The sequence below is a fragment of the Dyadobacter soli genome, from assembly GCF_900101885.1.
Lineage (GTDB): Bacteria > Bacteroidota > Bacteroidia > Cytophagales > Spirosomataceae > Dyadobacter > Dyadobacter soli.
Genome location: NZ_FNAN01000003.1, coordinates 1 through 23,899, shown reverse-complemented (window position 1 = coordinate 23,899; position 23,899 = coordinate 1). Strand labels below are relative to the sequence as shown.

At 49.9% G+C, this 23,899-nt stretch carries 20 protein-coding genes; 10 read left to right on the top strand and 10 right to left on the bottom strand.

From position 1 onward, the window contains the following. Positions 1 to 20: 20 nt before the first annotated feature. From argS to BLQ88_RS04470, 4 genes are all read left to right on the top strand, one after another. The gene (gene argS, locus BLQ88_RS04485) at positions 21 to 1,799 is read left to right on the top strand and encodes an arginine--tRNA ligase (protein WP_090147175.1); all 1,779 of its coding nucleotides are present in this window, start codon (positions 21 to 23) and stop codon (positions 1,797 to 1,799) included. Between the two features lie 135 nt (positions 1,800 to 1,934). Continuing rightward, positions 1,935 to 2,492 (top strand): glutathione peroxidase, encoded by a 558-nt coding sequence (locus BLQ88_RS04480; protein WP_229212574.1) that lies wholly within the window; start codon positions 1,935 to 1,937, stop codon positions 2,490 to 2,492. Between the two features lie 82 nt (positions 2,493 to 2,574). After that, positions 2,575 to 2,958 (top strand): DUF5618 family protein, encoded by a 384-nt coding sequence (locus tag BLQ88_RS04475; protein ID WP_090147172.1) that lies wholly within the window; start codon positions 2,575 to 2,577, stop codon positions 2,956 to 2,958. Between the two features lie 27 nt (positions 2,959 to 2,985). After that, a complete protein-coding gene (locus BLQ88_RS04470; RefSeq protein WP_090147170.1) occupies positions 2,986 to 3,879 on the top strand; it encodes a 1,4-dihydroxy-2-naphthoate polyprenyltransferase in 894 nt (297 codons plus the stop codon). A gap of 28 nt (positions 3,880 to 3,907) precedes the next feature. Here BLQ88_RS04470 and BLQ88_RS04465 read toward each other — a convergent pair whose 3' ends face one another. The 6 genes from BLQ88_RS04465 to BLQ88_RS04440 all read right to left on the bottom strand — a co-directional run bounded on the left by BLQ88_RS04465 (position 3,908) and on the right by BLQ88_RS04440 (position 11,954). Beyond that, the gene (locus BLQ88_RS04465) at positions 3,908 to 5,689 is read right to left on the bottom strand and encodes an SGNH/GDSL hydrolase family protein (RefSeq protein WP_090147169.1); all 1,782 of its coding nucleotides are present in this window, start codon (positions 5,687 to 5,689) and stop codon (positions 3,908 to 3,910) included. A 71-nt stretch (positions 5,690 to 5,760) separates the two neighbouring features. Next, positions 5,761 to 6,204 (bottom strand): DUF4920 domain-containing protein, encoded by a 444-nt coding sequence (locus BLQ88_RS04460; RefSeq protein WP_090147167.1) that lies wholly within the window; start codon positions 6,202 to 6,204, stop codon positions 5,761 to 5,763. Between the two features lie 117 nt (positions 6,205 to 6,321). Then, a complete protein-coding gene (locus BLQ88_RS04455; RefSeq protein WP_090147166.1) occupies positions 6,322 to 9,774 on the bottom strand; it encodes a DUF7948 domain-containing protein in 3,453 nt (1,150 codons plus the stop codon). A 21-nt stretch (positions 9,775 to 9,795) separates the two neighbouring features. Beyond that, entirely contained in the window at positions 9,796 to 10,416 is a 621-nt protein-coding gene (locus BLQ88_RS04450; protein WP_090147164.1) for an ABC transporter ATP-binding protein, read from the bottom strand. A 27-nt stretch (positions 10,417 to 10,443) separates the two neighbouring features. Continuing rightward, positions 10,444 to 11,652: a hemolysin family protein gene (locus BLQ88_RS04445; protein WP_090147162.1), complete on the bottom strand. Its 1,209-nt coding sequence runs from the start codon at positions 11,650 to 11,652 to the stop codon at positions 10,444 to 10,446. Next, positions 11,649 to 11,954, bottom strand: coding sequence for a hypothetical protein (locus BLQ88_RS04440; protein WP_090147160.1), 306 nt, complete (start codon positions 11,952 to 11,954; stop codon positions 11,649 to 11,651). The genes BLQ88_RS04445 and BLQ88_RS04440 overlap by 4 nt, the downstream gene beginning before the upstream one ends. 238 nt (positions 11,955 to 12,192) lie before the next feature. Here BLQ88_RS04440 and fbaA point away from each other — a divergent pair, with 238 nt between their 5' ends. Next, entirely contained in the window at positions 12,193 to 13,272 is a 1,080-nt protein-coding gene (gene fbaA / locus BLQ88_RS04435; RefSeq protein ID WP_090147158.1) for a class II fructose-bisphosphate aldolase, read from the top strand. A 68-nt stretch (positions 13,273 to 13,340) separates the two neighbouring features. Here the strand turns inward: fbaA and BLQ88_RS04430 are convergent, their stop codons facing one another. After that, complete coding sequence (locus BLQ88_RS04430) at positions 13,341 to 15,188, bottom strand: T9SS type B sorting domain-containing protein (protein ID WP_229212573.1); 1,848 nt, start codon at positions 15,186 to 15,188, stop codon at positions 13,341 to 13,343. Between the two features lie 272 nt (positions 15,189 to 15,460). On the opposite strand from BLQ88_RS04430, the gene BLQ88_RS04425 reads away from it, so the two are divergent. Next, complete coding sequence (locus BLQ88_RS04425; protein ID WP_090147155.1) at positions 15,461 to 16,597, top strand: acyltransferase family protein; 1,137 nt, start codon at positions 15,461 to 15,463, stop codon at positions 16,595 to 16,597. Here BLQ88_RS04425 and BLQ88_RS04420 read toward each other — a convergent pair. Further along, positions 16,539 to 16,904, bottom strand: coding sequence for a winged helix-turn-helix transcriptional regulator (locus BLQ88_RS04420; protein WP_090147153.1), 366 nt, complete (start codon positions 16,902 to 16,904; stop codon positions 16,539 to 16,541). The two genes, BLQ88_RS04425 and BLQ88_RS04420, sit on opposite strands and share 59 nt — an antisense overlap. 106 nt (positions 16,905 to 17,010) lie before the next feature. On the opposite strand from BLQ88_RS04420, the gene BLQ88_RS04415 reads away from it, so the two are divergent. From BLQ88_RS04415 to BLQ88_RS04405, 3 genes are all read left to right on the top strand, one after another. Further along, complete coding sequence (locus BLQ88_RS04415) at positions 17,011 to 17,646, top strand: NAD(P)H-dependent oxidoreductase (protein ID WP_090147151.1); 636 nt, start codon at positions 17,011 to 17,013, stop codon at positions 17,644 to 17,646. Positions 17,647 to 17,837: 191 nt separating this feature from the next. Next, complete coding sequence (locus tag BLQ88_RS04410) at positions 17,838 to 18,545, top strand: DsbA family oxidoreductase (RefSeq protein WP_090147148.1); 708 nt, start codon at positions 17,838 to 17,840, stop codon at positions 18,543 to 18,545. Then, on the top strand, positions 18,508 to 21,312 hold the full coding sequence (locus BLQ88_RS04405) for a DUF5686 and carboxypeptidase regulatory-like domain-containing protein (protein WP_229212572.1): 2,805 nt from the start codon (positions 18,508 to 18,510) through the stop codon (positions 21,310 to 21,312). The genes BLQ88_RS04410 and BLQ88_RS04405 overlap by 38 nt, the downstream gene beginning before the upstream one ends. On the opposite strand, the gene BLQ88_RS04400 is transcribed toward BLQ88_RS04405, so the two are convergent. Then, on the bottom strand, positions 21,313 to 23,169 hold the full coding sequence (locus BLQ88_RS04400) for a M1 family metallopeptidase (protein WP_090147146.1): 1,857 nt from the start codon (positions 23,167 to 23,169) through the stop codon (positions 21,313 to 21,315). Positions 23,170 to 23,365: 196 nt separating this feature from the next. Between BLQ88_RS04400 and BLQ88_RS04395 the strand changes: the two genes are divergently transcribed. Beyond that, a complete protein-coding gene (locus tag BLQ88_RS04395; RefSeq protein WP_083769210.1) occupies positions 23,366 to 23,530 on the top strand; it encodes a DUF1328 family protein in 165 nt (54 codons plus the stop codon). Between the two features lie 75 nt (positions 23,531 to 23,605). On the opposite strand, the gene BLQ88_RS04390 is transcribed toward BLQ88_RS04395, so the two are convergent. Next, on the bottom strand, positions 23,606 to 23,899 hold a 294-nt coding region (locus tag BLQ88_RS04390), incomplete at its 5' end, for a transposase (RefSeq protein WP_143016793.1).

Sequence of the window (23,899 nt, the reverse complement as noted above, 5' to 3'; positions counted from 1 at the left end):
AATGTAATCCCCGATTTTTCATGACAATTGAAGCAATACTCAAGGAGGATATTCAAAATGCGGTCCAAAAGCATTTCCAGCTGGACAACCAGGAGATCCTACTCCAACCTACCAAGAAAGAATTTGAGGGATTTTACACATTTGTCACGTTTCCTTTGACCAAATCGGCCCGCAAGGCGCCGGCTGAAATCGGTCAGATCATCGGCGATGAACTCGTAGCTTCGTCGTCACTCGTGGCGGGTTTCAATGTCGTACAGGGCTTCCTGAACATCAGCCTGAAAGACAGTACCTGGCTCGAACTGTTCGGCAAAATCGCTTCCGACGAAAACTTTGGCACATTGCCTTCGAACGGGAGCTCGGTGATGGTCGAATTTTCTTCGCCCAATACCAACAAGCCGCTTCACCTGGGCCATTTGCGCAACAACTTCCTGGGCGATTCGCTTTCGAAAATTTTGAAGGCCAGCGGTTACAATGTCGTGAAAACGTGCCTCGTCAACGATCGCGGTATTCATATATGTAAGTCGATGCTGGCTTACCGTGAGCTCGGCAATGGCGAAACGCCCGAATCGAGCGGTATCAAAGGCGACCATTTGGCTGGCAAGTATTATGTTTTGTTTGATATTGAATATAAAAAGCAGATCAAAGCGCTCGTCGAGGAAGGTCTGAGCGAGGAAGAAGCGGCCAAAAAGGCGCCGTGGATTCTGGAAGCGCAGCAATTGCTCTTGCTTTGGGAAAATAACGATCCCGAAACGGTAGCGCTCTGGCAGAAAATGAACAGCTGGGTTTATGAGGGTTTTGCCGAAACGTACAAAAAAATCGGTGTGAGTTTTGATAAAACCTATTATGAATCAAATACTTACCTATTAGGAAAAGATATTATCGAAGAAGGCCTTCAAAAAGGCGTATTCTTTAAAAAGCCTGACAATTCGGTTTGGATCGATCTTACCCAGGAAGGCCTTGACGAGAAACTGGTACTCCGCGGCGACGGCACCTCCGTTTACATTACCCAGGATTTAGGTACTACTGAGCTAAAAAATAGCGACTTCGGCAACGACCGCTACCTGTGGGTGGTAGGTAATGAGCAGGATTACCACTTCAAAGTATTGTTTGCGATCCTGAAACGTCTCGGCCGTACTTATGCGGATGGTTGCTATCACATCAGCTACGGCATGGTGGATTTGCCATCGGGTAAAATGAAATCCCGCGAAGGTACCGTCGTCGATGCCGACGACCTCGTGGCGCAAATGGTGCAAACCGCCTCCGACCGTACCCAGGAGCTCGGCAAAATCGACGACTTCGCCAGCGACGAGGCCAAGCAACTTTACAATCAGCTCGCATTGGGCGCATTAAAATACTTCCTGCTGAAAGTTGACCCGAAGAAGAGAATGCTCTTCAATCCCGAAGAGTCTATTGATTTCCAGGGACATACAGGGCCATTTATTCAATACACCTACGCGCGTATTCGCTCGATCATACGCAAGGCCGAGCAAGCGGGCATACCTGCGGAAGTTCCAGGAGATAGTTATGCCATGCACCAGGCTGAGCGTGAGCTGGTATTTGCATTGTCGCAATATCCGGTGAAGGTCCTGGCTGCGGCCAACGAGTTCGCGCCGTCGCTCATTTCGCAGTATGCATTCGACCTCGCGAAGGTGTATAACCAGTTCTATGCGGAGGTTTCGATCTTCTCGGATCCCGATCCGGAGGCGGTGAAACTGCGCGTCGCATTATCGGGCGCCGTAGCGGAAACGATTCGTAAGTCTTTGGGGTTATTGGGCATAGACGTCCCCGAACGGATGTAAGCAACTATTTGTAAAATCGGGCCGTATAGTGTTTTGGGAATGGCGATAGCCCGATCCGTGCATGAATTCACTTTTTTACTATATGTACTAACCATAACCAAAATTACGATGAGCCTAATAAAGACACTTTTCATTATGATTACTTCATTGATTACCGGACTTTTCGTCGACAAATCCGAGATCGCGACACGTCCCGAGAATGCTCCTGTTGCAAAACAAACGCTGTATGATTTCAAGGTAAAATCGCTGGTAGGCGGCAAAACCGTGGATTTGAGCAAATACAAAGGCAAAAAAGTAGTGATCCTGAATGTGGCTTCCAAATGCGGCTACACCAAGCAGTACGCCGATTGGGAGAAATTCTACAAAGACCACGGCGACAAAGTGGTGGTACTCGGCTTCCCTGCCAACAACTTCGGCGGCCAGGAGCCAGGCACCAGCGAAGAGATCGCGACCTTCTGCTCGGCAACCTACGGCGTAACTTTCCCGATGTTCGAGAAAGTATCCGTATTGGGCGATGACCAGTCACCGATCTACAAATGGCTGAGCACCAAAGACCAGAACGGCTGGAACGACAAAGTCCCAACCTGGAATTTCTGCAAATACGTGATCAACGAAAAAGGCGAGCTGACTCACTTCTTCGCTTCCAAAGTATTGCCTACCGATGCGGAGTTTACGCAGGCGGTAGGAATTTAAGTATATTCACTGTCGGAAGCAGCCTTCATTTTTTTCGAAGGCTGCTTCCGACAGTTTTTTTAACACATAAATACACGCAACTATGAAAAACGTTAGTACTATTGAAGAAGCACGTCGCTACCTCACAAATGCAAAACAAATTCTTCGCGAAAAGGCTATCAAGGAAGATAACTTGTACAAAGACAAAAAGTATGTAAAAATGGCCGGACATACCGCCTATATCGGTGTTCTGGAAGCATTGGATGTTGTTTTTGGAAATAAGAAAAAAGGCAGAAAAAGCGTCGATTGGTATAGGGATGAATTATCCGCGGTAGACAAAAAGATGCTCACATTATTCATAGAAGCCTACAATACACTTCATCTTGCGATGAGTTACGATGGAAATCTTTTAGCCGGTGTTTCACGCGAAGGTCTCGCCGCCGCAGAACAAATTATTGACTGGGCTGAGCAAAAAACAGCCGCCTGACATTACCCGAATTAACAATACCCGAAAATGAATCCCTGGATTGAAGCCGCGCGTCCCCGCACATTACCTCTTGCATTATCTTGTATTTTAATGGGCTGTTTTCTGGCCGCGGCGGCTGGGCAATTCAGCTGGCCGGTGGCAGGTTTGAGCGTGTTAACGACCATTCTCCTGCAAGTGCTTTCCAACTTTGCCAACGATTACGGTGATGCCGTGAATGGAAAGGACACCGAACTCCGCGAAGGACCGCGCCGGGCCGTACATTCGGGGCACATTACGGCGGAGAAAATGCTTCGGGCGATCATTCTTTTCTCGGCACTCGCATTAATCTCGGGGATTGCATTGCTTACGATAGCATTGAAGGATGCACCTGCAAACACATTCTGGGTGTTTCTGGGAATCGGCATTGCCTGCATTTTCGCAGCGATTACTTACACGGCGGGCAAGCGTCCGTACGGATACGTAGGCCTGGGCGACCTTTCGGTACTCATCTTTTTCGGCTGGGTGGGCGTGCTCGGCAGCAACTTTCTACACACACATGCGTGGAACTGGGGCCTGCTCTTACCCGCTACAAGCTGCGGCCTTTTTGCCGTAGGCGTATTGAATATCAACAACATCCGTGACATCGATTCGGACCGCGCTACGGGCAAAAACTCGATCCCCGTCCGCCTCGGCCGTGAAAAAGCGATCGTGTATCACTGGTGCATTTTATTAATAGGAATGCTTTGCGTAACCGTCTACACCGCGCAGCATTTTTCCAGCTATACCAGTCTGATTTTCTTCCTGAGCTTCCCGCTTTTTGTAAAAAACGGCCTGGCGATCTCCCGCCTCACGAAAGCCAGCGAGCTCGATCCCTACCTGAAACAAATGGCGCTTTCCACGCTGCTTTTTGTGATTTTGTTTGGAATCGGGATTGTGCTCTAATATTCCCCTTCTGATATTTTACGCTAGCCTATTTAACAAAAGGCTTGATTGCATTCCCCAACAGGCTGTAACCCTTTTCATTCGGATGTAATCCGTCTGAAAATAGGGATTCGTCGATTTTGCCATCGGCTTTCAGGAATACTTTTCCCGGATTGATAAACAGTACATCTGCTTCGCCTGTGATTCGCGCCAGTTGCTCATTCAATGCCACCACACGTTGTTCCTGTTGGCGGCGAGGATAAATGCCCATCATGACAATCTGCGCCTGCGGCTGGCGGTATTTAATCGCTTCGATAAGCTGTATCCAACCGGCTGCGATCTCCTCGTCGCTGTTCAAACCCAGGTTATTCGTCCCGATATTGATTAAGATTTGCTTCGGCTTGAAACCATCCAGTTCACCGTGATAAATGCGCCAGAGCACATTTTCGATACGGTCCCAGCCGTAACCCATGTTCACCGAATTTTTCCCGAAAGTACCGCTCCACGACGATTCGCCTACCGCCCGCGGCCCCTTCGGCAAGCCTCCCCAGAAATGCGTGATCGAGTTGCCTATAACCACGGTCGTTGGTGAATTTTTGCTATTAAGCTCCAATATTTCCGAATGCCTTTTCTCCCAATCATAATTGTGCAACTCGCGCATTTGAATGATCGGGCGGGTGGTTGAAAATTCGCCCGACGGCTCGTGCAGGATTCTTCTCAAATGCTTTTCGTAACCTTCCGCATATTGCAGCATACCCAGGTCCGTCTGGTGCGTACCGTCCACGGTCGATTCGTAGGTTTGGCCGAAATCCGCTTTCGGGATCAGGTAAAGATTTTGAAAACCCTGCGATTTTAATGTAGCGAATGCGTCTTTCAGCACGCCATTTATTTCTTCGTAGTAATGCTTGCTTTGCGGATTAATGTCCTCTTCGGCGTACCCAGCGTGTTCCGCGAGGGCAATCGGTACGTCGGTGCGCTTCTGGCGCAATGCTGTTACGGTGTTAACCACACGCTTCTTCACCTCCTCTGCTGTAAGTCCGAGCTTGGAATCGGGGCGAATGGTGAGGTTCGGCAGGCAGTCGAGCACATAAATTTTTGCGTCGATCTCACCGATCAAATCCACTACTTCCTTTTCTAACCTTCCATTGCCCGAAAAGCCGAGATTAATCAGCGGCCGGTCCATTTTCCTTCCTAGTATCGACGTCCACGCCATTCCGGGCCGGGACGCGCACGCACCCTGTGCGATAGACGTGCCATAAACGACAATCGGCTTATCCGGTCGCACGGCCAGCGGAGTGAACTCCGTACCTTCCGGCGTGCCGATTTCGAGCCATTTCACACTATTGTAAAGCGGCAGGAACAACCGGTACTCCCTTCCATGCTTGTGGTAGTTATCGTTCGGCGCCAGATTTTTAAAATCGTAGGTTATCGTATCGCCGAATGCGTATTTGCCAGCACACCAGCGCCAGTCTCCATCGCTGCTGATCGCGTACAGGTCCACGCCGCTCACACCCGTGGCAGGCATGTGCGGGAGCGCGTGCTTGCCGCCCACCGCGTAACGGATTTTTATTTCGGAAGAATTGGCGCGAAAGCGGATCATCAGCCCCGCCGACTGGGTCGACAAGTTCCACACCACATCGCGCACCTGCTTTTCGGCCCGTGCCGGCAAGCGGTCATACGGGCCTTTCACCTCCTTCGGCCAGGCCTGCCCTTCCACCACAGGAAATGCGGCCGACTGCGGGTTCCACCAGACGTACTGGCTGTTTTGTGCAAAAACCTGAACGCCGAGCAAGAGGCTCAGCCACAAAATGGAGATGGATCTGGAAAGCATAAAAACAAAACGGACACCGATGTATCGCTACAAAAGTGTCCGCTCGGCTATTTCTCCCGTTTGGGAAGGTATTATTTCACGATCACGCCATCAGCAATAAACGTCAGCTCGTCCTTCGGCTCGGTGATCTTCGCTATTTCTTCCTTGCTCTTACCCGCATCCTCCGCATAATGCTTCAAATGCTCGACCGGCACCGTCGTTTTCTTCGCTTCTCCTTCAAAAACAACCGTTTTCCCTGTAATGTCTTTGGGCACAAAAAACGCGTAATCCTTGAACATCACACGCATGGTTTCGCCATTATCGAGGTTAACCTTCATCCAGCAGCCCTTCACCTGGCATACCGATTCCACAGTACCGCTTACCTTGGCCTGCATTTCGTTCTTACCGCCCATCTTGGCCGGAAGCTCCGTCGCCGCCATCGCTTTCTTATCGTCGATCTGCTTGCCGAAGTTGCTTTGCGCTTCGGCAAAAGTTACTGTCAATGCCAGCAGGAGTATTGCAAAGAGTTTTTTCATTGTGTTAATGTTTAAAAGTGTGTTAAAAAGTCTCTTGAATTAAGGATTGCGGTATTTCTGAACGGGAGACCGAATGATCTTAAAGTTAACACCTCTTTCAATTCAATCAAAACCCAGCTACTCCAACACCTCAACCCAACCCTTGCAATGATTACCCTGCGGGGTGTCGACGACGTAGAGGTAGGTACCATTGGCAATATCTTTGCCCCAATTGTTCTTGTAATCAGCGGTTTTGAAGATGGATTTACCCCAGCGGTTGAAAACTTCCAGCGAAGATGAGGCCACAGGAACGATGAAAAAGTCGTTTTTGCCGTCGCCGTTGGGGGTAATCACATTGCTCAATGTAAATGCGGGCTCCGCGGTGATTGTTTTGGAAGCCGTGAGCGAACAGCCTGCTGCATTGTAGGCGGTAAGCGTAACCGTGTATTCTCCCGGAACTTCATAAATGTAATTCTTCACCTCGGGATCGGTCATCGGGTTGCCTGTTCCCATATGCCATTCATAGCGCTGCGCTTTGCCCGTTTTACTGGTCATGGTGTAGGAAAATGGCTCATTACAAGCCCCGCCCGATTGGATTACCTCAAAATCCGGTGCATAAGACTGATCGACCTTCACGGTAATTTCGCGGAGCGGACGACAGCCGTCTTCGTACATCCCTTCGATCATGTAGGTGGTCGTCTGAGTTGGTTTCACCGTCACCGATTTACCGATCGTTTCTTCGAGGCCCGTTGTCGCGTGCCATTTGTATTGCGGCGCATTACCCGATACGGTCAGCGTGACTGTCGAGCCCTGGCATACTTCGGTGTCGGGCATACCGGCGAAATCCGTCTTTTTCTCGACTGCCAATTTTACCTTTTCCGTTACCTTGCAACCCGCATTATTGCTGATTTCAACCGAATATTCAGTCGTTTCCTTTACCGTCGCGACGGGCGTTGCAATGTTCGCATTATCCAGTCCCGCTGCCGGCGACCATTTGTATTGCGTGCCGCCGCTGGCACCCAGTTTCACCACGCTGTTTTCGCAGACCGTCGTGTCGCCGGTGACTTTTGTGGCGAGCGTTTCGACGACGATCTTTTTTTCGGCCATATCCATTCGCTTGCAGCTCAACCGGTTGTAGGCTGTGAGTGTGACAGTGTACTCACCCGGCTTCGTGAATGCATATTCCGATTGTCCTTCCTCCCTTGAAATCGTGTTCCCATTGACCTCCCAGATATAATCGACGCCCCCTTCGCTCGTGTTGACGAACGTCAGTTCCAGCGGCGCGCAACCGCGAAGCACGTCCTTGGTCTGCCCGGCATACACATCGAAATCCGCCTTCAAACGGTCGATATCGATCTTGAACGCCGCATTGTTGCAGTTCTCGCTATTGTTGGTCTCCGACCACGCCTGGGGTGTCACCGGAAAATTGCTGCCCCCGCAGGCGCAGGTAGCATGGTAAATCATCCCGTTTTTATCGAACCGGCTCGTTCCGCCGTCCACGTGGTCGCCTTGCAGGCGTGGGTCGCGGGCGCGGCTCCCGAAAAATGTGGCGTACAGCAGCGATTTTGCCCCTTGTTCGAGAATGGCGATATAAAAATTGTTGCCATTGGTGGTAGGTTGAATGGCGTCGTCGGTGACGGGTAAATTCGAGGTGCTGCTCGCCGCATTGTTAGCGGTACTGCTATTCACATCTCCGCCCCAACCAGCCAGGTAAATGTTCCCGCATTCGCTGACCAGGAACGCGGTTGGAGAAATGTCAGGGGTACCACGACCGGAGCCGACGACCGTCGAGAAGATCGACTGGGATAGCGAGGCATTCAGGGCCTGCACGAACTGGCCACTTTTCGCATTCTGGTACACTCCCTGACTGACCGGATAGCTGCCCCTCGTCAGGCCGTAAACATACACCTGATTCGTCTGATCGATATCCAGCAAATAGGCGCCGTCCTCCTTGTCGGTGCCGAGGTAAGTCAATGCGGAAAGCTGGTCGTTCACAAACCGCGCCACGAAGCCATCCTCGGTACCTTTCAACGCCTGCTGGTAAGCGCCTGCTTTCGTCGATAAATTGCCGCTTTGAGAAATACCTGCAACATATATTTCACCATTACCGGCCACTTTCAATGAGTAAGCGGCATCCCATTTTCCACCGCCCAGGTAAGTCGCCCACAGTAACTGATCCAACCCCGCGGAAAGCCTGGCCACTACGCCATCCTGCCCACCGCCCGACTTGGCTTGCGAAGCATTTTTGAGGGGAAAATTGGCCGAATTGGTGGAAGAAACAATGTAAACCTGGTCATTTGCATCGACTCCTATTTCACCCCGGAAACTATCGCCATAATTCCTGATCGTAACTTCATCCGTGATGCTGACGCCGTCGTTTCCACTTCCTCCCAAAAACGTCGAACCGGTAAGCTGCTTCCCATCCGGGCTGAGCTTGGAGATAAAAAGATCGCTGCCGTTGAGTAGTTCAAGCCCCGAAATAGGCCGGGCAACCGTTCCTCCGCCAAATGTCGGCTGAAACGCGTTTGCTACCGGGAAGTCTTTGGATGACGTGGTTCCCAGAATGAGCAGTTCCTTTTTGCTATTTACGATCAGACTGGTAGGCAGATCGGTATGATCGCCTCCAAGAAAAGTAGCGTAGAGTAAATCCGTACCGGTGGGATTGAATTTAATGACCGAAACATCGACGAATCCCGCGAATTTGACCTGAAATGCACCCGTAGTAGCCGGAAAATCGGAGCCAAAAACGGTACCGCCCGAATACAGGTTACCTTCATCGTCATACGTCGCGGTATGGCCCCAGTTGTCGGATACCGAGCCCGAGTAGGTCGAAAAAATCAATTCAGGATCGATTGTCAGCGGCAACGCTTTGTTGTAACCCGCAGGCAGCTCAAAATGGGCAATATTATCATTAGAAAGGCGGAATGCAGACGGGACTTCCGTAGTGCGTGCATTGCTTCCCGACTGAAACGAGTACGGTTGCGCTTCCTTAATGTCCCCTACCGAAGTTTTAACAATAATCTGCCCCGATTCATTTAGCGACACCTTTTCCGCCCCCTTGTATTGAAAGCTGATCCGGGAAGCATCCGCGCCGGGCTTGACGATGAATTCATATTTTAACTTCGCCTGGTTGATGTAAATGCGCAGGTTGATATCGGGGTAAATATTTTCATAGATAACCTCTTCAAAACCCTTCACATTACTTGCCCATGCATTAGGGTCGTTTCCCAGAAAATAACTGAAACGTCCCTTTCCTTCCTTCAACGCATTATGTCGCGCATTGAGCGAAGCATTCAGGAACGACACTTCCACCCCGTGCGCACGCAGGCCCGGCGCATTCATATCCTCGCGTGCACCCGGCGCATGCCCTTTTGCGTGCATGGCGGAGACTTGCGAGCCATCATATAATACGTAAACAAGTGAATGCTCTTTCAAAAACAGGAAACCACCCGGGATGGCGGCTCGGAAACGGATGTCTTTGTCCCATTGCCCTTTGTTTTCGATAAAATAAGCCGAAGCAGCCCGGGAGAGGTCGGCTGTGCGGACGATGATCAGAAACGATATGAGGAGAAGCCGTAGAGTTTTCTGCATAGTCCGCGCGGCAAGGTTTTTCTATTTGAACGCAGAAACCGAAATGATATTTTCACAAAAATCGTATTCCTGCTGCACATTTGAACCAAGCAAAACGAGCTGATTCTGTGTATTGTCCATTACGTGATCGAGGTACCATTTGATGCCTTGCACATCCAGATTTGTTGTTGGTTCATCCAAAAAAACCACTGGTACATCCGAGAGAAACGCGAGCCCCAGCTTCACACGCTGTTTCATACCCGACGAGAAGTGCCGGATAACCTTTCCGCTGGCATGGGGAAGTTGTATAAATTCCTCAAATTCCTTCGCCGAAATACCGTTTTTGAATGGCTTGAACTTCGCGTGAAATTCGATCTGCTCGCGTAAAGTAAATTCCTCGATGAGTTCGAGGTAGGGCGCCGCGATCACGATATGTTTATACCAATGGTCGGTTTCGATTTCCTTGCCGCTGCCGTTGGTATAAGTGATGTTACCTTCCGAAACGGGGATCATACCGGTCAGTAATTGCAATAATGTCGATTTACCGCTGCCGTTCGGGCCTACAAAAACATATTTCTGCCCCGCCGCCAGTTCAAAGCTGGCATTTCTGACAATCCACTCCTTGATGAACTTCTTCCCTATTTTATCGACTGTAATCCGCACTGTTTTCTTTTAATATGCTTCGTGGTGTTAATTATGTCCGTTTCGCTCGGATTTCCGGTCTTCAATGGTCAGTTTCACCAGCTCGATGCGTGTATCCTGGACGGAAACGATCTGGAAAGAATACGGCGGAATGTCTACGATTTCGTTTTCATCGGGTAAGTCGCCGTAGAAATGGATCAGCATACCGGCAATTGTGTCATAATCTCCTTCCGGTAATTCCCATCCGTATTTTTCATTCAAATAATCGAGCTCGTGGCGGGCGCTGAGCATATAGGAATGCTCGTCGAGCTGGCGTTCGGTCCAGTCTTCGGTGGTGTCGTATTCGTCCTGGATTTCGCCAAAAATCTGCTCTACCACGTCCTCTACACTCACGAGTCCGGAAGTACCGCCGAATTCATCCACGACCAATGCAATGCTGCGGCGCTCTTCCAGAAAACGGAGCATTAAGTCACGCGCGGGCATCGCCTCGGGCACGATCAGGATGGGCGTGATGATGCTGCTGATTTCTTTTGGTTTTTTAAACAAAGACAATGCATGACAGTAGCCCAGTACCTCATCGACGGATTCTTTGTGCACGATGATTTTGGAATGGCCGCTCGTGAGGAATGCCGTCCGCAAATCCTCGATACTCGCATTCACATTCACTGCCGAGATTTCAGTGCGAGGTATCATACAGTCACGAATACGTAAATCTTTGAAATCCAATGCATTGATAAACATTTTCTCTTCAATGCTATGATCGTCGAAATCGGGATCGTCGGCGGAAATAATGTCGTCACGCAATGAGGGTGACAATATATTTTCCTTCACAAACGGCTCGATTACCCAGTAAAGCGGCGTCATGAGCCATTCGCCGAAGCGCACCGGGAATGCTTTCAGGTCCAGCACTTTCGGAAAGCTCCGCCCGATCTTGACCCAACTGGAATAACTCGCCATCCACAAAACTGCCAGCGCGGCGAACAACGTGACGATCAGCAGCCAGTTTTGCGTGCCGGTATTGAGCTCAAATAGTGGAAATACTGTGTTTACCCCCATGAAACAGCCCAATGCGACGGCCAGGAGGCGGATCATACGAAGAATGCGGCGCCAGTAGAGCGTTTGCTCCACCTGCTCGTTTTTCTCGTGCCGGAGCGAATACCGGTCGATCCACACATCCAGCAACACCGACCGCACCGCGCCGAAATACCCGGCCAGCGAGAAGAAGACGATTGTGGTGAAGAGGAATATCAGGTTCATTTCTTTGGTTTTTTACCGGGAGTGGGCTGGACCGCCGACGGCCGACCGACGACCGACGTTTGCTGACCGCTGACCACCGATGTCTTGCTGGATTTTTGGGGCTCTAGGGCTGATTCGCCCGCCTGTTTGGCCAGGGTAGCAGCTTTCAAACGGCTGAATTGGAATAGCAAAAAGCAAACAATGCATAACAGCAAAAGCCAGTAGCTTTCCAGGAGCCCGGCGCGCCGGAATTCGAGCACCCAAAGCACGAGGAAACCGAATGCGAGGGCTATGAAAATCGTCCGGATCAGTTTGGAATTCATTAATGAAGGATCTTCTAAAACATGCGGGGTAGCAGCCCCATTTTTTCATTGATTTTCAAAGATACCACAGATTGCGCCAAAACGGTCATCGATGCATTAATCTTCGTTTTAACGTATAATAAACCATATATAGCTCGGCCATTTTGCCTAAAATAGCTAACTTGCAGGGATTGCCGTACAATTCAGGGCCGACACTTGAATTGTAAAATTAATTCTTGAAAAAATATCCTTTATTACTATGAGCGAAACGACAAAACGCTTTGCACCCGGTGTTGTAACCGGCGATGGAGTTAGTGAAATTTTCCGCCACGCCAACGAAAATAACTACGCTCTTCCGGCGGTTAACGTGGTAGGTACCAACTCGGTAAATGCGGTCCTGGAAACAGCCAAAGCGGTTAACAGCCCTGTTATCGTACAATTCTCGAATGGCGGAGCTATATTTTACGCAGGAAAAAGCCTTTCAAACGCCAACCAGCAAGCGGCTATCGCGGGCGGTATCTCCGGCGCGATGCACGTACACCAGATGGCGGCATTGTACGAAGTTCCCGTGATCCTCCACACCGACCACTGCGCCAAAAAACTCCTTCCATGGATCGACGGTTTGCTGGATGCAGGCGAGCGTTATTTCGATCAATACGGCAAGCCTTTGTACAGCTCGCACATGCTCGACCTTTCGGAAGAGCCTATCGAGGAAAACATCGAGATATGCGCTAAATATTTCGAACGCATGGCGAAACTCGGCATGACCCTCGAAATCGAATTGGGCGTAACCGGTGGCGAGGAAGACGGCGTGGATAACTCCGACGTTGACAGCTCGAAACTGTACACCCAGCCTGAGGAAGTGGCATTCGCTTACGAAGAACTTTCTAAAATCTCTCCTAACTTCACCATTGCAGCTGCATTCGGTAATGTTCACGGGGTATACAAGCCAGGTAATGTGAAGTTGGAGCCGAAAATCCTTCGCAACTCACAAGACTACATCAAGCAGAAATTCGGAACCGGCGACCTGCCCGTTAACTTCGTATTCCACGGAGGATCAGGCTCATCCCGCGAAGAAATCCGCGAAGCGATCGAGTACGGCGCGATCAAAATGAACATCGACACCGACATGCAATGGTCGACCTGGGAAGGTGTTCTCAACTATTACAAAGCAAAAGAAGGCTACCTGCAATCGCAACTCGGCAACCCCGAAGGTTCAGACTCGCCGAACAAAAAATACTACGACCCACGCGTATGGCTACGCAAAGGCGAAGAGAGCATGATCGATCGTCTGAAAGTGGCGTTTGAAGATTTGAACTGCATCAACCAGCTCGGATAATTTCCTGCTGAATGCATTTCCGGAAAGAGCAACCTGCGAGGGTTGCTCTTTTTTTGTGCCTGAAAACATTACCGGATCAATGTCAGCGCCCCTGTCAGCTCAGGGCTATTTTCGGTCAGCCGGATCTTGTACGCGTACACGCCTGGCATTTGCAATGCACCTGCCACCGTTCCGTCAAATGCATTTTGGTAGCCTGTTGAATGGAATATCACTTCTCCCCAGCGGTTGTAAATCGTCACGCGGCATTTTGGATAACCTTCGATGCCTTTCAATTCCCACGTTTCATTGATACCGTCTTTGTTGGGCGTGAATGCGTCGGGGATGAGAATGCTTTCAATGATTCTGATTTGAACATTGCGGCTGGCCACGCAGCCGTACGCATTCGTGGCCGTGACCGTGTACGTAATGCCCGTGGAAGGCGTGGATGTGGGATTGGCGTAGGTTACGTCGTTCAGATAATCGGGTGGCGTCCAGAGGTAGGCTACATTCAGCGAATCTTTGACGCCGATGGGAATAGGGTTGTCGCGCGAAGCATAGAGGACATCCACCAAATCCAGTGCCGGCGTTTCGCTCACGATCACCTCTCGCTTCGCAACAAAAGTAGGGCAAGCTTCCGCGCCTTCAATCACATATTGAATTTCATGTGCCCCTTCACCTGCGGTTTTCGGATCAAATGTGTTTCCCGTCACGCCTGCACCCGCGAATGTCCCGCCCGGCGGCGTCGCATGCAATGCAATGGGAAGCGCAGTATCGCAAATCGGCGGAATGCTATCCATTTCCGCACCAGACGACCCAACGCTCACACGCACGGTTTCGGAGTCGAAGGAATCGGGGCAGCCGTTTATTTTGGTTATTAAAAGTTGGTATTCGCCTGCTTCCGAAATGGTAATGCTTTGGGAATTGGCTCCCCAGATGGTTTTACCGTTTTTGGTCCACTGGAATTCGGGTTGCGGATCGGGGAAGGATTGTTTGGAGGTTAATGTTGCTTCGGAGCCTTCGCAGAGGGCGAGGGTTTGGACGGCGGTGGTGTCTTTGTAAATGTTCTTATCCCAAACTTGCTGTTGGTTGCAGTCTACGACTGTGAGAGTGTAATAGAAGCTGACAGAACCTATCTTTTGTCCATTTCGATACTCATCGATGGAAATACCGATAAAGTATTGGCCCTCTTCGCTGGGCTTGACGGTTATCAGCCCGGTGTTTTCGTCGATAGCAAGAGGTGGGCTACCGTGCATTTGGTTTTGGTCGCTGTAACCTGGCCCCCAGGTCATATCATCAACAATTAATACATCCTCTGAAATAGTCTTCTCGGGCCAGACGCCATAGGGCTTCGATAGTCTATATTTCAGCTCATCTCCATCATGGTCTGTTCCTGGCAACTGGATGGTTGCAAGCTCGCCCTTGCACATGAAGAAGGTTTCTATATTTCCAATGACCGGGCTCGAATTCCGCAGGGCAGCGCCGTTCTTTATTACCGGCGGGATGAAAGTTGTCACCCATTCCCACATAAATGCTGCATCAGGTGAATTACTGTCCTTACCATCACGCGGTCCAATGCCGTGCCATGCTATTACAAAGCCCTCATCGGACGACACTTTAGGCAAATCGGGAAGCATTATTGTTTTTTCGTAGATGTTCACGAAGACATGCCGCTGACCTTCAAAGTCTTCCCAGGGACCAGTTCCTGCACAGGCAAGTGTATCCTGTTCAAGTTCTCGGGAAGATATTCTATCCAGATAGAAAAGACCGAAATATTGCCATCGCCCGCTCGTTTCCCAGTGCCTATCATTGGTAAAAAGATAGATGTTTTGCTGCGGCTGTTCCCGCTCACCACTCGTTGCGTCGAGATAGAGTGTTAGTCTTACTTTGTATTGGCCACTTGATCCCGGTACCGTTTGCCATTCAAGATGGCTTCCCATAACAGAAAGGCCGAATGCCTTCGTACAGCAACACAATAGCGCAATTACTTGAAACAGCCTGATCATCTTTCCGACAGAGTTTAATGTGAGGTCTCAAAACCAATTGTGAAAACCGCGAGCGGTATTACGCACATTATAACCAATCTGTCACTTCCAGTCGAAATCCGATGAGCAACGAGTAAGTTTCAATTATTTACCATTCAATCATTCGCAACCAGCCTGCGAATCACGCGAATACATTCACTTGCGGACCGCCGGGTATTTTGGTACGTATGAATACTCCGAGCCCCGAAAGTCCCGTTCAGCGCTTCTACTTCCTCGATATCCTGAGAGGCTTTGCTTCCCTTGCCATTCTTATTTGGCATTACCAGCATTTCTACTTCGACAATGCGGAGCGTCGACCTGACTTCGACAAGGCTTCGCAACCAGGTTACCTCATTCTGCAACCACTGTATGATTACGGAGAATTGGCAGTTTATCTGTTTTTCATCCTGTCGGGCTTCGTCTTTTTCTGCTTGTATGCGGAGGGCATCGCGCGACGTTCCGTGTCGGTGAAAGCCTTCATACGGAACCGATTTTCTCGACTTTACCCACTGCACCTCGTAACACTACTGCTCACCTGCGGCTTACAATCAGGCCATTATCAGCTCTTCGGCGCCTACTTTGTTTATCCATACAACGACCTAAAACATTTTCTACTTCAATTGGGATTGATGTCTTACTGGGGTTTTCAGGACGGGCATTCCTTCAACGGGCCCATTTGGTCTGTATCAGTGGAAGTGTTTTTATATGCTACGTTCTTCGTCTTTTGCCGCTTTTTACTCGGAAAACCCAAGTTCCTGATATTGATGAGTCTAGGCGGGCTCGCTATTGGCGGGATACACGTTGGCGCGGGGATTCTTTGCTTTTATGTGGGAGGTTTGTTGCATAGGCTGTTCGTGCACCAATGCAGCAGTTCCGGATCCGGTTTCAGCAACGGATGGCTTCCCGCATTTGCGGTTTTAATAACTAGCCTGGTCTTTTATCTGTCGACTTTCGCGCGATCAGGTCATTTGAAAATACACATTGCCTGCGTGAGCATCTTGCCTGCCACGGTATACTTTCTGGTATGGCTTCAAGTCCGTTTTCCTGGCCGGGGGAAATCCTGGGCGGTATTGGGAGATATGACATACGCATCCTATTTGCTGCATTTTCCGCTGCAAATCGTATTTCACACCCTATTTATTTTGCATGGATTCTTCAATCCCGACGCCCCCGCAACGCTCATTGCATTTATTCTCTTCACGTACGCACTCGCATACCTCACGTACAGGACATTTGAATTACCGGCGAAGATTTTTTTGAGAGGCCCTACTCCGCCACCATCATCCGCTTCCGGTGCGCTACGCCCCAGTCCCGAAGCGTCTTGATCACTATTTCCAACGAATGCCCGTACTCGGTCAGCGAGTATTCCACGACGACTGGAATGGAGTCGTAGACGGTGCGTTTTACAAGGTCGTTGCTTTCCAGCTCGCGGAGCTCTTTCGAGAGCATTTTGTCGGTAATGCCCGGCACTTCTTTCGCGATTTGCGAGAAGCGTTTGTTGCCGAACATGAGAGATATGATGATGGGCAGTTTCCATTTGCCGCTCAGTACTTCCAATGCGTCGCGCACGGGGAGGATGCTTTTCGTGCATTCGCCCCAGGTGTGCGGCTTTGCTTCCTTTGTCTTTTCCATAGCTGATTTTTATCACTATCCTTTTGTATACTACTTACAAATGTATAGTAAATTTAATTAAGTTTGCATGCCGATTGATTGAACGGTACACCAAACTTAGATAAAAATGAGCGAGTTAATAAAAAAATTGAATTGGCGCTACGCCACCAAACGTATGAATGGCCAGGCCATTCCCCAGGAGAAACTGGACAATATCCTCGAAGCGATCAAGCTGGCACCGTCTTCGGTGGGTTTGCAGCCTTATAATGTGATTGTGGTAGAGGACAAGGAGCTGAAAGACAAAATTTTCAGCGAAGCGGCTCCCCGCCAGCTGCAAATCCCGGATGCCTCGCATTTGCTGGTGTTCGCGGCCTGGGAAAAGCTGACGTCACAGCATGTGGATGATTTTATCCAACTGATCGCTTCGACCCGGAATGTGAGCCTCGAATCACTGGCTGGCTACCATAGCAGCATTAACGGCGGCATTCTCAGCCGCAGCGAGGAAGTGAATTTCGACTGGGCTGCGCGGCAGGCGTACATCGCATTGGGCCACGGACTGGTTGCGGCAGCGACGGAAGAAGTGGATGCTACGCCGATGGAAGGCTTCGACGCGGCGAAACTGGATGAAATTCTAGGATTGCAAGAAAAAGGCTTGCGGAGTGTCGTCATCCTGACATTGGGTTACCGAGATCATGAGAAAGATCCATTGGCGAATGCGAAGAAGGTGCGCCGGGCGCATGAAGAACTTTTTATATCGATCTGAGCTTTTTAATAACGGGAGGTAGAAAGTCAGGGATCGGCATTTGTAGTCAAGAGTGGTCATTTGTAGTCAAGAATGGTCAGGGGTTGTTATGGATTGTTGAAACAACAAATGACAATACCTGACAACAACTGACAAGACCTGACCAAAAATGACTCCCCTCCCGGAAGTTACAATTACGAACAAGCGATATCATGAAAGTCGAAATATGGAGTGATGTGATGTGCCCGTTTTGCTATATCGGCAAGCGGCGCTTTGAGAGTGCGCTGGCGGAGTTTCCGGAGCGCGATCAGATTCAGGTGGAATGGAAGAGTTTTCAGCTGAATCCACAAATGAAAACCGAGCCTGGCCGCAGCATTAATGATTACCTGGCCGAAACCAAAGGCTGGACGCCGGACTATGCGCAGCAGGTAAATGACCATGTCACCAATATGGCTGCCGAAGTCGGTTTGGAATATAATATGGACAAGGCGGTACTGGCCAATTCGTTCGATGCACACCGGTTTTTGCAGTTTGCGAAAACAAAAGGCCTGGGCGATGCGGCGGAAGAGCAGTTGTTCAAAGCCTATTTTACGGATGGCCGCAACACGGCTGATCATGCCACATTAATCGAACTCGGAACTGCCATCGGGCTGGATGCGGCCGAATTGAAGGGGGTCCTGGAAGGTACCCGTTTCAGCGAAGATGTGCGCCGCGATATTTACGAAGCGCAGCAGGTTGGCGCGCGGGGCGTTCCATTCTTTGTGCTCGATCGCAAATATGCGGTTTCAGGGGCGCAACACACCGAAACTTTTCTGAATGCATTGCAGCAGTCGTTCGGCGAGTGGGAAAAGGCGAATCCGAAACCTCTCGTAAACCTGGCCGATGGTGCGAACTGCACGATCGACGGGGAATGCGACTAAGTCCCAAAACATTGCGTCGAAAACGGCATACCGGAGCTCCGGTGTGCCGCTTTTTTATGTTAGCCCGCATCGCTGGTACGGTTCTATAAGTAAAGTCGATTGCGCGGGTCTGGAATGTCATGTATTTTGTGCTAATTGCGACAACTCGTTGCACAAATACGAGGATACCAACCGCCGCTATCAGCACTTTACACCCGACTATATGCGTTTTCTGGCACTATTGCTGCTCTTTCTGACCATGCAACAGCTTTCCCGGGCCGGTGGGATCAGGGGACGCATTACCACAAAAAACGGTGAAGCACTCCCCTACGCAGGCATCGCCGTGAAGGGTACCAGCAATGGTACTATGGCCAATGAGGAGGGCGAATATGAGTTCAGCCTCCCGCCCGGCAGTTACGAAATCATCTTCCAGTATTTGGGCTTCAAAAGCATTTCCAAAACCGTGACGATCGGCAACGATTTTACGGAGCTGAATGTGGCGATGGAGGAGCAGGCCCTGAGCTTGCAGGAAGCGACAATTGGCAAGGGTAAGGAGGATCCCGCGTACACGATCATGCGACGCGCGATCGCGAAGGCACGTTTTCACCAGTTGCAGGTACGGGGTTATACGGCCAAAGTTTATTCCAGAAGTACCGGTGTAGCGACGAAAATCCCTTTTTTACTTCAAAAACGACTGAAAAAAGAGGGCGTGCAGCAAGGCAAAGCCATTCTGAACGAGAGTGTTGCAGAAATTAAATACCGCCGCCCGAACAATTACAGTCAGCGCATTATCTCCACGCGCAACAGCCTCGACAACAGCATTCCTTCTCCCAACGAATACATTCTCGCGAGTTTATACAGCCCCGAAATCGCGGGTACGATTTCACCATTGTCGCCCAAGTCTTTTGCCTATTATAAATTTGAATATGAAGGCTATTTCGAGGAACGGGGAGAAATCGTCAATAAAATAAGGGTTATTCCAAAAGCTTACGGAGAAGGGGTTTTCCGCGGCAGCTTGTTTATTCTGGAAGACCGTTGGGCGATCCATAGCTACGATTTGCAAACCACTACCAGCGGTTTGAACATTTCAGCGAAGCAAATTTTCAGCCCCGTGCAAGGCGTGTGGATTCCCGTCAACCAGCAGTTTAAACTGAACGGCGGCTACCTCGGCTTCGCGGGCGAGTTCCGCTACCTGGTTTCGCTTACCTATGAAAAGCTCGATATCGATCCCGGTTTGAAGGAAGATATCGTCATTGCCGACCACAAAAAAGACAATGCGCCGAAGGTAAAAGGCGGAAAAGACCTCGAAAACCTCATCCAGGCGCAGAAGGAGTTTTCCACTAAAAATTTCAGGAAACTCACCAAACAATACGAAAAGCAGCAGAAAAAAGAGCAGAAAGAACAGCTCGGCAACGACCGGCTCGTGCGGCAGGATTCCATCGTAATCGATTCGATGGCCAACAAACGCGACACTGCTTACTGGCAGGTATTACGCCCCATTCCACTGACCAAATCAGAAGTTTCCAGTTACGTCACGCAAGATAGCATTAAGGTCGTGAAGGACTCGCTGCGCATTAAGACCAAGCCGGATTCCACGCATTTCAAGCCCATTCACCTGCTGTTGGGCAATACGTATCAGCTGGGTAACCGTAATAGTTTTTATTTCAAAAGCCCTTTCCTGTCGGTCAGCTATAATTCGGTGGAAGGCAATGCGATCAACATCATTACCGAATGGCAAAAGCGCTGGGGAAAGGCATCGTACATGAGCGTGCGGCCGCTGGTGCGTTACTCGTTCGGGCGCAAGCGGCTGTATGGAAACCTGCAAACCAATATCGGCGGCAGAAACTGGAACCTGTTGCTCGAAGGCGGCGAAATGGCGTCGCAGATTAATAACCGCGAGCCCATTCCGCCATTACCTAACAGCATCGCCGCGCGCTTCTTCGACCGGAGTTTGATGAAGGTTTACCAAAAACAATACGGCCGCATTCAGTACACGCTCCGCAACATCGGCGATATTCTGAGCCTCAATGCAAGTCTGGATTTCGAGCACCGCAAGGAGTTGTTCAACCAGGAAAGCGCCCGGCCGATCATTTTTTGGAGCCAATTCGGATTTACGCCCAACCGCCCTGCGAACCGGGAGCTGAGCAATACCGGTTTCGAAGACCATAATGCATGGATTTTCGACGTAACCGCCACATTGCGCCCATGGAGAAGGTACCTGATCCGGAATGGGGAAAAGCGCTATTTAAGAAGCCGTGGGCCGGCATTTATCGTGAATTACAAAAGCGGGCTGGGCTTTCTCGGCGATTCGGATTATTCGCTGCTGCAAGGTACGATACGCCAGGACCTGAGCCTCGGCCCCCGCAGTAACCTGGAATACCTGGTAAATGGAGGCGGGTTTTTAAGTACCAAACAAATGTACTTTCCCGATTATCAGCACTTTATGGGTAATGAATTTTTCTTCCAATATGTGTACCCGCCCGATCAGTTCCGGATGCTGCCTTACTACCGGTACAGCACCTCGAAATGGTTTATGCAGGCGCATTTAATCTGGACAATGCAGCATTTCCTGCTCACACGCATACAGGCGTTACGCGTGACGGGTATTTCGGAGACATTGCAGCTACATTACCTGCGCGTTCCCACAATGCGAAATTATTCGGAAGCGGTTTATGGAATTGATAATATCGTGCGGATCATCCGGTTGGAGGCCGTTGCGCAATTCCATGGCTCTGATTTCAAAGGCATGGGATGGCGCATCGGTGCCTCCTTTCGTTTCGGACGGTAATTATTTCACTTTCACAGCCTTGAAACGCGGCGTAGTTTTGGAAACCGTCGGCCATACGTTGTTGTCGGGATCGAGATCGGCCATTCGCTGGCTTGGATCGATGGCAATGGCCTGAATGTCTGCGACGTTGCGATCGATGGTGAAGGAATATTCGGGATAGGTCCAGCCCCAGTCGTTCAATAGGGTGGTTTTGGCGTATAAGTTCTCATTTTTCTCACCCCGCATGATTTCCAGCGGAATGTAAAAATTCTCCACCGTGCCGTCCTTGTAGCTCACCACCACATCCAGCGGCATCGGCATCTGCCCTATTCTTTCAAGCGCCACATCGGTTTTACCCGCATTAGCTACTACTTCGCGGATGCTGTAATCTATGGTTTTGGTAGTACCCACAAAATTCTCCCAGAACCAGTCCAGTTCCAGCCCCGATTCCTTTTCCATAATGCGTTTCAGATCGGTCGGATTCGGGTGTTTAAACTTCCATTCATTGAAATACCGCTTCATCCCGCGCTGAAATGCCTCCTTACCCATGATATAGTTGAGCTGGTTCAGGAAAACTGCACCTTTATTGTAGCTCGCGATGCTGTATGCCTTATTGGTATTATAATGGTCGGCGTGGGTGGTAAGCGGCTCTTCCGCTCCCGATTTCACTAAACCGCGGTAGCTCGTGGTCGCATTGCGCTGCGGATCTCCCTTGGCGGGGAACAGCTCATTCATCACCAGATTTTGCGCGTAAGTTGTAAAGCCCTCGTCCATCCACGGGTATTTGGATTCATTGGTACCCAAAAGGCCCTGGAACCAGCTGTGAATGGATTCGTGGACGGTTACGCTCGTCAATGCGTGGAGGTTCAACCGGCCGGTAATGAGCGTCGCCATAGGGTATTCCATGCCGCCGTCGCCGCCCTGGATAATCGAATATTGCTTGTAAGGATAGCGCCCGAACTGCTCGTTCATAAACTTGAACGACCGCACCGCAAGCGGCTCCATCTGTTTCCACACATTAGCCAGCGTATCGGTTTGGTAAAAGAAATGCAGGTCCAGGTTATCATCCACTTTCACGACGTCGTGCTGGTAATCGCGATCGGCAGCCCACATGAAATCGTGTACTTCCGGCGCTACGAAATGCCAGGTAAGGCGCTCGCCCGGCTTGTGGGTGACGTTTTTGTTCGAATATCCGTGACCGATCTTGTCAGGATTCTGTAAATAGCCGGTTCCGGCAATGGTATAGGCTGCATCCATCGTGATTTTCACATCAAAATCACCCCAGATTCCATAGAATTCGCGACCGATATACGGATTCGCATGCCATCCTTCGTAATCGTATTCCGACATTTTGGGATACCATTGCGCCATCGAGTAGTCGATGCCTTCCGCATTAGCCCGGCCTGTGCGACGGATTTGCTGCGGCACCTGCGCTTCGAATTCCATATCAAAAGTGTGGTTCGACTTCGGCAGGATCTTCTCATTCAATGTCACTTCGAGGATGGTACCCACCACCTCGTATTTCAATGCCTTGCCGTTCTGTTTGAGGGAAAGCACTTTTTCGTAACCGATTTCGGAAGGTGACAGTTTGGAAATGCGGTCCTTCACACGCGCATCGGGGTCGCTGATCGTGCGTGAGCGGACGTCCATCTGGCTGCCGGGCTGAAATGCATTCAGGTATAAATGATAGAATACCTTTTGAAGTGTATCGGGGGAATTATTAGTGTAAACGAGTTTTTGGGTGCCTTTGTACTGATGTTTGACAGCATCAAAATCGATTTCCATCTGGTACTTCGCGCGCTGCTGCCAACGGTCACTTTGTGCCGAAACCCGGAACGCCAGCGCGACCAGCATTAGCACAGATAATTTAAACTTCATTCGAACATGAGTAATTTGATTAAACGGTAAAATTAAAGGAATCCCCTTGAAACTGTGCATCATTCTCCACAAAAAACCTCATTTTCAAGCTGAAACAGCGGTTTAACGCGTTCAGGGCGCATATGCGCTTCTGGCATGGAGTTGGTAATTATGGGTTTCAGATATCAATAATCAAAAACCTAAATATTTGTCAATCATGCTTAGATGGACCGTAATATTTCTCGTTATCGCTATCATTGCCGGTATCCTCGGATTCGGTGGAATAGCAGCAGGCGCAGCCGGAATTGCTAAAATTCTTTTCTTCGTATTCCTCGTTCTCTTCGTGCTAAGCTTATTAAGCCGCGGTGTCGGGCGATCCTGACGACTTTCGGCAATACTGCAAATGAAAAAAGCGGACTCAGTGTCAGTCATGGTCGGAAGAAATTCCGGCCATTTTTTATGTTTTGAAAAACAGATCAGGATTTCCTCCGCAGTGGACTACGATCAGGGCAATGGCTAAGTCCCGGACCTCCATCGAAAACCTTCTTTTGGCGGTTTTGTATCCAATGTTGTTGGCTTTTTTATAGATCAACACCATCATGGCGGTAATCAGGGTCATATATAGCATGACCTGTATGCCGTTTTTGTTTAAAGAGACCAGATGACTGACATTCAATTCCTGTTTGAGGAAACGAAAGAAGATTTCTATATCCCAGCGCCGTCTGTATGCCTGGGCGATTGCTTTTGCGGG